Annotated in this window: 7 protein-coding genes, 1 tRNA gene, 2 rRNA genes and 1 pseudogene (1 of these 11 running past the window's edge); 4 read left to right on the forward strand and 7 right to left on the reverse strand. The window is 55.6% G+C overall.

Going from position 1 to position 10,569, the window contains the following annotated elements; all coding sequences use genetic code 11:
• Nucleotide 1: 1 nt before the first annotated feature.
• Complete coding sequence (locus tag C1T17_RS18105) at nucleotides 2–991, reverse strand: metal-dependent hydrolase (protein WP_104954639.1); 990 nt, start codon at nucleotides 989–991, stop codon at nucleotides 2–4.
• Nucleotides 992–1,212: 221 nt separating this feature from the next.
• Between C1T17_RS18105 and C1T17_RS18110 the strand changes: the two genes are divergently transcribed.
• Nucleotides 1,213–1,662 (forward strand): nuclear transport factor 2 family protein, encoded by a 450-nt coding sequence (locus tag C1T17_RS18110; RefSeq protein ID WP_104954640.1) that lies wholly within the window; start codon nucleotides 1,213–1,215, stop codon nucleotides 1,660–1,662.
• 58 nt (nucleotides 1,663–1,720) lie between these two features.
• Here C1T17_RS18110 and C1T17_RS18115 read toward each other — a convergent pair whose 3' ends face one another.
• A complete protein-coding gene (locus C1T17_RS18115) occupies nucleotides 1,721–2,302 on the reverse strand; it encodes a Type 1 glutamine amidotransferase-like domain-containing protein (RefSeq protein WP_189338408.1) in 582 nt (193 codons plus the stop codon).
• A 228-nt stretch (nucleotides 2,303–2,530) separates the two neighbouring features.
• On the opposite strand from C1T17_RS18115, the pseudogene C1T17_RS18120 reads away from it, so the two are divergent.
• Nucleotides 2,531–3,478: pseudogene (locus tag C1T17_RS18120) on the forward strand (IS3 family transposase).
• 178 nt (nucleotides 3,479–3,656) lie between these two features.
• Here the strand turns inward: C1T17_RS18120 and C1T17_RS18125 are convergent.
• Nucleotides 3,657–4,046, reverse strand: a complete 390-nt coding sequence (locus C1T17_RS18125; protein ID WP_189338409.1) for a nuclear transport factor 2 family protein — start codon at nucleotides 4,044–4,046, stop codon at nucleotides 3,657–3,659.
• 93 nt (nucleotides 4,047–4,139) lie between these two features.
• Nucleotides 4,140–5,420 carry a cytochrome P450 gene (locus C1T17_RS18130; RefSeq protein WP_104954643.1) on the reverse strand — a complete coding sequence of 427 codons (1,281 nt, stop codon included), beginning with the start codon at nucleotides 5,418–5,420 and terminating at the stop codon, nucleotides 4,140–4,142.
• A 231-nt stretch (nucleotides 5,421–5,651) separates the two neighbouring features.
• Here C1T17_RS18130 and C1T17_RS18135 point away from each other — a divergent pair, with 231 nt between their 5' ends.
• Entirely contained in the window at nucleotides 5,652–6,410 is a 759-nt protein-coding gene (locus tag C1T17_RS18135) for an SDR family NAD(P)-dependent oxidoreductase (protein WP_104954644.1), read from the forward strand.
• A 663-nt stretch (nucleotides 6,411–7,073) separates the two neighbouring features.
• Here the strand turns inward: C1T17_RS18135 and C1T17_RS18140 are convergent.
• The 3 genes from C1T17_RS18140 to C1T17_RS18150 form a co-directional block, all read right to left on the reverse strand.
• Nucleotides 7,074–7,150, reverse strand: a tRNA-Met gene (locus tag C1T17_RS18140).
• Nucleotides 7,151–7,234: 84 nt separating this feature from the next.
• A 5S ribosomal RNA gene (rrf, locus tag C1T17_RS18145) occupies nucleotides 7,235–7,349 on the reverse strand.
• A gap of 155 nt (nucleotides 7,350–7,504) precedes the next feature.
• A 23S ribosomal RNA gene (locus C1T17_RS18150) occupies nucleotides 7,505–10,302 on the reverse strand.
• Between the two features lie 137 nt (nucleotides 10,303–10,439).
• On the opposite strand from C1T17_RS18150, the gene C1T17_RS21410 reads away from it, so the two are divergent.
• Nucleotides 10,440–10,569: the 5' portion of a hypothetical protein gene (locus tag C1T17_RS21410; RefSeq protein ID WP_189338410.1), read on the forward strand. 77 nt of this gene lie beyond the right edge of the window; only the first 130 of its 207 coding nucleotides appear in the window; its start codon is at nucleotides 10,440–10,442; the stop codon falls past the right edge of the window.

Below are 10,569 nucleotides of genomic sequence, written 5' to 3' on the forward strand. Positions count from 1 at the left end.
TTCAGGGGCAGCCACGCCCCTTTACAGGCAACACGATCGGCGGATTGCCAAATGGCCTGGCCCTTGGCGTTACGCTTCGATCGCCGATTACGGGCATGAAGCGCGCGTCCATGAATTCCACCTGCGCCTCGCATCGCCCCCTGCGGACGAACGCCATTGGAATGGTTGACCAGTTGAAGAAAGGCTTGAGGCCGGGGGTCACCGCAATGGCCCGGCCCACCAGCGGATCGCGCATTCCGTCAGGGATCATCGGCTGGATGTCAGTGATATGCGTGAGGCTGCGGAGAGGATCGTACTGCGCCTGCCCCACTCTGTCGGCGTCGCGCCAAACAAGGTTCCGTGTCCAGAACAACACCGGTTCTGCGCCGGCGTAGATGACCTGCGGCGTCCACCCCAACTCGGACGTCAGCGCGCGGCGCGCCATGAGCGTGATGCCGCCGTTGAGCAGGACGTAAGAGCAAGCCACGATCAGACTCGAAATGGCAGGCCACCGCCACGGGAGCCCCTGCCGCTCGCGGCGGCGCGAAAGCCAGATTCCCAGCGGCAGCACCATCCAGAGCATCGCGTCTATGATGAAAAGCGTGTCAGTGTGGAACCAGCGCGTGCTGAATGGCGACAACAGCTGGACCGCATAGGTGGTCTGAAGATCGAGAAGCGGGTGAGTCAGTGCCCCCAGGTAAGACAGTAGAAAAAGCCACGGCCCATTCATGGGCAGGCTGCTTGCGAACTTCTCGCCTCGGGAGCATTGCCAACGATCGAGAAGCCAGAGCAGCGCCGCGAGCATGGCCGGCAGGATTACTATCCCGCCCAGCAGACCATGGGTAAACCCACGATGCGTCGCTAGCGGCAGCCAGGGCACCCAGCCAAAGAACACGTCGATATCGGGCAGGTTGGCGCCCAGAATCAGCGCTGCGAGTCCCTTGCGGGACTTCGTTTTGAGGCCGGTCTGGCCCAGTGCCCATCCGGCAAGGCTGTGGGTGAAATTGTCCATGGAAAGTCCATGGCCCGCACTGCAGACAATCGTCAACTTCAAGGGTGAGCCCAACTCTATCTTCCCGGATCTTGAGGATTTTCAGTGATGGTCAATGGATAACCATTGGCATCGCGCATCGTTGTTGCTGATTGCGGTACAGAGGGCCCCAGAGCCCGCCGTTGCCCGCGGCAACAATTCGCCGCATTATCCCGTCCGCTGTTGAATCGGGAAGGCCTTGTATGTTCAGAAAGATCGCACTGCTTGGAGCGCTCCTCGTCACCGTGCCCGCGCTCGCGCAGCCTGCCCCAGGAGTTCGAATGCCTCCGGAGATCGGTGTGGCTTACGGACGGCTAGGAAAGGCCATGATGGCTCATGACGCTGCAGGAGTAAGAACCGTCTGGGCCGAAGATTTCGTCGTCAACTCTCCAAACAACACGGTGATCGGGCGGGAGGATGTGATCGGCGTCATGGAACAAGACTTTCTCGATTATCGCGACTTCCAAAAGCACGTCACCTTTGTTGGCGAGAAGCCGGAAGTGACGGTGATTATGGGATATGACACGATGATCCCGTTAAAGGGTCCTGGCGCCGGCAAGCAGGTCACACGACCATTTACAGATATCTGGGCAAAGCGGAGCGCAGGCTGGCAACTGATCGCTCGTCAGGCGACAATTGCCGCGGCGAAGTAGAAGACAAAATCGACCATTTGCGGAGATTTAACTGCTGATAATATGTCACAGAAAGCGGTCATCGCAACTTGGGCAAGACCTCTACATAGCCGCCATTTTTCACGATCACCTCTCCATCCCGAAGCGGCACGTATTTGAGACCATGCTTTATTGCCCAGTTTACCGCTTCTCTTGCGGCTGAAGCTTCGGGATGATCAGACTCATGATGGGGAATTATTTGATACGGGAGTAGGCCCAGCCCCGTTTCAATTGGATCGGTGGAGATATAGCCGGGAGCCGTTGCGTCCGGTTCATCCATCACTGCTACAGCACTCATGAAATCGCCTGCAACACAGGCACCAGCGCTCCAGCCAGCATAGACAATGCCGCATTCGAGCAGATCTGGAAGGATAGTATCGAATCCGCTGTCGCGCATAGCCCGTCTGAGAAGGAAGCTGTTCCCTCCCAATGCCCAGATTATGCGGTACTGCCTTAAGAGACTCGCTAGATCGCGTGGGCGACCAAAATATCGCCTCAAGTCGATGAGGGACGGATCAAATCCGTTCTGCAAAAAATATATGAGCGGATCGTAATTCGTCTTGGCGAAACTTAGCTGCGCTTCCAATGGAATTGCATCGAGAGCATTCGTCAGGACTGCCATCCGGGCACCTGGTCCTCCCACCATAGCTAAGAGCCGGTCAGTGTGGTCGCCCAGCATATAAGATGATAAGTATAGCATCTTTAAAATGTGTTCGTTTATACCGATCCTATCAAGCCGAATATCGGCTGCTTCTAAACCGCTTTGCTCAATAGTAGACCGTCCACTGATCTGCCCCCCCGCTGAGTGGCCCAGCGACTATGCTAGTCTGGACCACGAAAGGGACATTGAATGCGGAGCAAGAAGCACAATCCGGAAGAGATCATTGGCAAGCTGCGTGAAGTTGAGATCGTGCCGGCGCAGGGGGCGAGCACAGCCGAAGCGTGTCGGCGGATCGCAGTTAGCGAGCAGACATATTATCGCTGATGCAAGGAATATGGCGGCCTGAAGACGCATCAGGCGCGGCGGATGAAGGATCTGGAGAAGGAGAGCCAGCGGCTGCGCCGGGCGATCTCGGATCTGACGCTGGACAAGCTGATCCTGCAGGAGGCCGCCCTGAGAAACTTCTGAGCCCCGCGCGACGACGGCGCTGTATCGATCAAGTGCGACGGGAGCTTCCAGTCTGGGTATCCGAGCGACGGATCTGCCGGGTGCTGGGTCAGCATCGATCGACGCAGCGCAAGGTGCCGCGCGGGCGGATGACGAAGAGGCGCTCACGGAGGACATCATCGCATTAGCAAAGCAATATGGTCGCTACGGCTATCGCCGGGTGACGGCATTGCTGTGCCATGCGGGTTGGACGGTAAGCGTGTCGCGCGAATCTGGCGGCGTGAAGGGCTCTAGGTCCCGCAGCGTCAGCCAAAGCGCGGGCACTTATGGCTCAACGACGGATCATGCATCCGCCTGCGGCCGGAGTATCCGGGACATGTGTGGGCCTATGACTTCGTTGAGGGTCGGACGCATGATGGCCGCAAGTTCCGCATCCTGACCATCATTGACGAGGCCAGCAGGGAATGCCTGGCGCCCATCGTCGCGCGACAGCTCAAGTATGAGGATGTGCTGGCAGCCTTGGCGGACCTGTTCATCTCACGAGGGCCGCCAGCCAACATACGCTCCGACAACGGCAGCCTCGGAAACCGACCACCGGCACCGGAAACGGCTTCACCGCCATACCCGGCCACCGGTTCCGCCTCGCTCCACCTCCACCCGGATATGGCGGCGGGGAGCATAATCCACTAACAAACCATACGGTCCACTCATTGCGGGCAGGTCAGGAGCGACTTCGTATAGAACTTACGCGGAACGTAGAAGTTGGAGCAGAATGACTTCAACCCGTTAAAAGCCACTATGCCAGATTTGGCACAGGAACGCTGACAATCCGCCCGCCGCGGATCATCCGGATCATCATTCTGCGGTGTTATCCCCCAAAGCGCATCCCGATCCAGCCCGACTGATAGCGGACGAGTCGCCAATCCCCGTCCTCTTGCGTCCACACACAAAGAATGCGTGTGCGTTGCGTCACATGCTGCTCGGGAGGGTCGCGCCGAACGAGAGTGCTAAGTTCGCCCGCCACGACGGCTGTCTTATCGAGCATCAGGATATTCTGTTCGATAACGTCGATCGAAAGATAAGGATTTCGGCGAGACAACGCGGCAAGAAATTCCGCCTTTGTATCAACATTGCCAGTCGGGTGAACGAACAGCAGCCGGTCGGAGATCAACCGATCTAGCTTGTCGAGGTCTCCGGTTAGTAGCGCGATACGGCGCGCCTGTTCATTTGCCTCAATTTCCTGCGAGCCATTAGCCATGGAATCTACACCCTTTGAAACCAAAGATGCACTTGCAGGGCGCGGACGGTCCATGGATTGCAGGTTTCTCATCGTATTTCATCTGCAACCGCATCAATCAATCTTGTAGCGGATTGGCACGGACTTGGGACCGCCCTGGAAATTAGTGATCTTGCGTTTCGGAGTGCCGGCCAGTTCCAGCGATTGCAGGCGCGGGATGAGTTCCTGAAAAAGAATTGTCATTTCCATTCTCGCAAGATGCTGGCCGATGCACTGATGCACCCCGTAGCTAAATCCGATCTGGCGGTTGTTAGTGCGGTCGGCCTTGAACTCGAATGGATCAGTGAACGCTTGGTCATCGCGATTGCCAGAAGGAAAGCTCAGGAACACATGGTCGCCCTTAGCTACCGGCTGGCCACGGAATTCTGTGTCGCAGGCCGCAGTGCGAGCGAAATGATAGATTGGGGTCGTCCACCGCACAGCCTCTTCGGCCAGACTTGACGCGAGCGAAATGTCCGCCTTCACCTTGGCCAGTTCCTCCGGCCGCTCCGCCAGTGCCCATAATGCGCCTGCCACCGATGCCGCCGTTGTGTCATGCCCAGCAATCGCAATTGTGATGTAATAGCCCAACGCAGCATTATTAGATATCGGTTCACCGTCAATCTTGGCGTTGGCGATCACCGAAGCGACATCATCCGTGGGCCTCCTGCGGCGCTCTTCGGCAATTTCATTAAAATAGGCCCAGCCTTCTTCCGCGACGGCCCGAGTGCGGGCCGCACGCTCCTGTGGAGTTTTCGGCGCCGGTTCCCCGGTCAGGTCTGGATCGTCGATATTGACGAGATTCTGCGTAAAGCGCATCATAAGGTCTTCGGCTTCATCACCGACGCCCAGGATCGACATGATAACCAGCAACGGATAGCGCACAGCCACTTCCTTGAAGAAGTCGCATTCGCCACCCATTTCCGCCATGCGGTCGACATAGCTGCGAGCGAGCTTGCGGAACCGATCCTCATAGCTGCGAACACTCTTGGGCAAGAACCAGTTCTGTGCGATCCGCCGGTATTTCATATGTTCGGGCGCATTCATCGTTACGAGCCCTCGCGCCTCGCTGGCAAAGCCAACGGTCCGATCCAGTTCGAGATCAATGGTTGGCATCAGCTGCGCCACGCCGCTCAGAAAAATGTCGTTCTTGCGCGTCACCTCTTGGATATCTTCGTATTTCGATGCGATCCAAAAAGGGTCATAACCCTCGATGTCAGCGCGTGCGAACGGATGATCCCGTCGCAGGTGCGCAAGCATGTCGTGTAACCCGTCCCATTCCACATAAGCATGGGGATCCACTATCGCGCGGGCGATGTGATCGGGTACGCGGTCCAGAGATAGCGCCAAATTCATATGATCCTCCCGGGCTGCTCAGCGAGCCCTTCCTCATCAGAGACATATCAGCGCCACCAAACCCCCGCGACTTGAGAAGCTATGGCGGATTTCAGTTCGCAGGATGTCATGACTGGAAACGGTACGCTTTCGGAGTTTCCATTTTTCGGAAGTGATGGGCTCAAAGATCGCTCACTTCGATCACCCAGCACCGCGACGTTGGCTGATGACGAAGGTTAGAGAGGAGCTAGCATGACCGGTACTGTGGCATTCGATTTTACCGGGAAGGTCATATTGATAACCGGGGGTAGCGCCGGCATCGGCAAGGGAATCGGGCAGGCTTTCGTTAATGCCGGCGCCAAGGTGGTGGTAACTGGCCGGCGGCGTGAGCCGCTGGAAACGTTCTGCGCAGAAAATGAAGGCAAAGCCGACTTCGTGCAAATGGACGTGAGCTGCGGCGACGACCGTCGGCGGACCATCGATACAGTGATCAACCGCTACGGACGGCTGGACGTGCTGGTAAACAACGCATTGGTAAGCCACATCAAGCCGTTCGCGACGTTGACAGCGGCTGAAATCGAGGAAATGTACAGCGTACTGCTGGTGTCATCGACTATTCTTATCCAGGCCGCACTACCTCATCTGATAGAATCCGGCGGTTCAGTGCTGAACATTTCCTCGGGCTTTGGCCGCTTCGTTCAGTTCCCGCCTGGTCATGTCTCTGTCTATTCGGCGACAAAGGGGGGGCTAAATCAACTGACTCGCGCGTTGGCGAGCGAGTTAGGATCAAAAGGCGTCCGATTGAATGCGCTTGCGCCTGGTCCCACCCGCACTGAGGCCAGCGAACGCTATGACGAGCTTCCCAAGTTGCTGGCCTCTCAGACGCCTATGGGAAGGATGGGAGAAGTCGAAGATGTAGCCGACGCGGCGCTGTTCCTGTCGAGCGACGCCGCGCGATGGGTGACAGGTCAGGTTCTTGACGTATCGGGTGGTTGGGGCCTTACCGGTTAGGCGCTAGGAGCTTGTGAATGTGACAAGGCTAAAAAGGCTTGCGCACGCAGCTGATGGAGCCAGAACTGTCCCAAAGCTTTCTGCGAAAAATTACGCGGAAGATGGATCCGCTTCGCATGGAATGGGCATACATTAGCCTGTTGGCAAAAAGAGTTCAATCGCTTCAAACGCGATCTCGACAAAGCTGTCTTAGCCAGTCTTAATAGCCTGCTGGGATCCACCTTGAGGGAGAAGATTGACAATCTCGGAGCTTAGAAAAGTGGAGCTCGTACCGAACATCGCAGAACCGAAGCCGTTGCCATTTCCTATAGGAGGAAGGCAAGTTCGGAGCTTTATAAGCAGATGATGAAAGCGAAGCTGAGGCGGTAAAGGCGGTTCGCAAGCTGATGGACGGGATGAGCTGATTCCCGTAAAAGGCGAACTGACGATCGCTCTGCGCGGTGATCTTTCAGGAATGTTCACATTCCACTCAAACAAGAAAGCCTCGCCCCCTTTCGAAGGCCGGGCTTGTATGCGATTTCTTATCACCGTTATCGTTGATATCGGGGGCAGGATTTGAACCTGGGGCCTTCAGGTTATGAGCCTGACGAGCCGACATCACAGAGGCAGTCCGGGAGACTGCCTGACTGATGACGTGGGCTGTGGTGGAGCGTAGGCGACCTGTGGTTGCGGGAGTAGGATTTGAACCTACGACCTTCAGGTTATGAGCCTGACGAGCTACCGGGCTGCTCCATCCCGCGCCAGAGGCACGACCAGAGGTCACCAACATCATGAATGGGTTTTGTATATCCGAACGGGAGCGTATCTTATGCGCCAGCTTCAATGCCTGGCGACGACCTACTCTTCCAGTGCTTGAGCAATAGTACCATCGGCGCGGTCTGGTTTCACGGCCGAGTTCGAGATGGGATCGGGTGGGTCACAGACGCTATGGTCACCAAGCAATGAAGCGGGCGCATAAGGTTGCGTTATTGTTCGGGTTTTAATCGATGCCGTGCACTATTGGTTATGACCTGTTTATCGGGCTGCGAAGATCATCCTTATCACCGTCAATGGGGTTACTGGTTATGTCCAGCATTGTCATTGATGGTGGGACTCTCAAGCGCGAAAAGAGCAATTAGGACTGGTTAGCTCCATGCGTTACCGCACTTCCACATCCAGCCTATCAACGTGGTGGTCTTCCACGGCTCGATGAAATCTTATCTTGAGGGAGGCTTCCCGCTTAGATGCTTTCAGCGGTTATCCCGTCCATACATAGCTACCCTGCTGCACGCCTGGCGGCATGACAGGTACACCAGAGGTATGTTCAACCCGGTCCTCTCGTACTAGGGTCAACTCCTCTCAAATTTCGACGCCCACGGCAGATAGGGACCAAACTGTCTCGCGACGTTCTGAACCCAGCTCACGTACCACTTTAATTGGCGAACAGCCAAACCCTTGGGACCTGCTCCAGCCCCAGGATGTGATGAGCCGACATCGAGGTGCCAAACGATTCCGTCGATATGAGCTCTTGGGAATCATCAGCCTGTTATCCCCGGCGTACCTTTTATCCGTTGAGCGATGGCCCTTCCACGAGGGACCACCGGATCACTATGACCGACTTTCGTCTCTGCTCGACTTGTCAGTCTCGCAGTCAGGCGGGCTTATGCCATTGCACTCTAACAGACGGTTTCCAACCGTCCTGAGCCCACCATCGCGCGCCTCCGTTACTCTTTAGGAGGCGACCGCCCCAGTCAAACTACCCACCACAGAGGGTCCCTGTACCGGATAACGGTACGAGGTTAGACATCAGAAAACAGCAGGGTGGTATTTCACCTATGGCTCCACATCATCTGGCGACGATGCTTCAAAGCCTCCCACCTATGCTACACAGCTCTTTCCTAATGCCACTCTGAAGTTGCAGTAAAGGTGCACGGGGTCTTTCCGTCTAACCGCGGGTACTCCGCATCTTCACGGAGAATTCAATTTCGCTGAGCATGTACTGGAGACAGTGGGGAAGTCGTTACGCCATTCGTGCAGGTCGGAACTTACCCGACAAGGAATTTCGCTACCTTAGGACCGTTATAGTTACGGCCGCCGTTTACTGGGGCTTCAATTCAGAGCTTGCACTCCTCCTCTTAACCTTCCAGCACCGGGCAGGCGTCAGACCCTATACGTCGTCTTGAAGCCGACTTAGCAGAGTCCTGTGTTTTTGCTAAACAGTCGCTACCCCCTGGCCTGTGCCCCCCATGAGAGCTTGCGCTTACATGGGGCCTCCTTCTTCCGAAGGTACGGAGGCAATTTGCCGAGTTCCTTCAGTACACTTCTCTCAAGCGCCTTGGTATACTCTACCATCCCACCTGTGTCGGTTTAGGGTACGGTCTATAATGGAGGGGCTATTTCCTGGGACAACTTCCCTGCCTGGATCAATCCGATAAGACCAGACAAGTTACGCCATCCGTCACACACCTCCAGGCCCACGAATATTAACGTGGTTCCCATCGACTACCCCCTTCGGGCTCGTCTTAGGGGCCGGCTTACCCTGCTCAGATTAGCTTTAAGCAGGAACCCTTGGGATTTCGGCGAGAGGGCATCTCACCCTCTTTATCGCTACTCATGTCAGCATTCGCACTTCCGATACCTCCACGACCCATTACCAGATCGCTTCATCGGCCTACGGAACGCTCCGCTACCGCGTGATCGTAAACGATCACACCCTAAGCTTCGGTACGTATCTTTAGCCCCGTTACATCTTCGCCGCAGGATCTCTTATTTAGACCAGTGAGCTGTTACGCTTTCTTTAAAGGATGGCTGCTTCTAAGCCAACCTCCTGGTTGTTTTGGAAATCCCACATGCTTTCCCACTTAGATACGATTTGGGGACCTTAGCTGTAGGTTAGGGCTGTTTCCCTTTTGACGACGGACCTTAGCACCCGCCGTCTGTCTGCCAGACTAGACTCGTTGGTATTCGGAGTTTGGTTAGGTTTGGTAGATCTCGCGACCCCCTAGCCCATCCAGTGCTCTACCCCCAACGGCAATCATCTGACGCTCTACCTCAATAGATTTCGCGGAGAACCAGCTATTTCCCGGCTTGATTGGCCTTTCACCCCTAAACACAACTCATCCGATAATTTTTCAACATTAAACGGTTCGGACCTCCAGTGCATGTTACTGCACCTTCATCCTGGTCATGCCTAGATCGCCGGGTTTCGGGTCTAATACATCGAACTCAATCGCCCTATTCAGACTCGCTTTCGCTGCGCCTACACCTAACGGCTTAAGCTTGCTCGATACATTAAGTCACTGACCCATTATGCAAGAGGTACGCGGTCACATCTCAAGGATGCTCCCACTGCTTGTAGGCATTCGGTTTCAGGTACTGTTTCACTCCCCTCATCGGGGTGCTTTTCACCTTTCCCTCACGGTACTGGTTCGCTATCGGTCATGCACGAGTATTTAGGCTTGGAGGGTGGTCCCCCCATGTTCAGACAGAGTTTCACGTGCTCCGCCCTACTCAAGTCCTGAGTGTTCATTTTCGCATACGGGGCTGTCACCCGCTATGGCGCCACTTTCCAAAGGCTTCTGCTAATTAACACCCAGGCGCTGGCCTGGTCCGCGTTCGCTCGCCACTACTAACGGAATCTCGGTTGATGTCTTTTCCTCCGGGTACTGAGATGTTTCAGTTCTCCGGGTTCGCCTCACCAAAGCCTATTTTATTCAGCTTAGTGATACCTTTCCCATTTAACCCCGCTCCTGATCACTCAGGGTCGAGATTAAATGGTGAAGGTGGGTTGTCCCATTCGGAAATCGTCGGATCAAAGCTTGCTCACAGCTCCCCGACGCTTATCGCAGCGTGCCACGTCCTTCATCGCCTGTGCATGCCAAGGCATTCACCAAATGCCCTTACCTCACGCTTGAGAGTCCACACCACCAATGACAACACTGGGCAGATACAAGGCGAACCTTGCGTCTACCACTCGGCTAGTGCCGCCACGGTTTACGATGTGGATAATAATCTCAGCCTGATATTTCAAAGTAATGCCACATGCGTCGCTTGAACGGCCTTACGGCCGGCAACCGAACTGCACATGTCACCACGGCATCGATTAAAAAACCCATTCACAATGTCAAAGAGGAGCGCATGAGCGCTCCATATTGCCGGACCAATGCCCGGCAAACTGCTG

Origin of the sequence: Sphingobium sp. SCG-1 (assembly GCF_002953135.1) — a bacterium.
GTDB lineage: Bacteria > Pseudomonadota > Alphaproteobacteria > Sphingomonadales > Sphingomonadaceae > Sphingobium.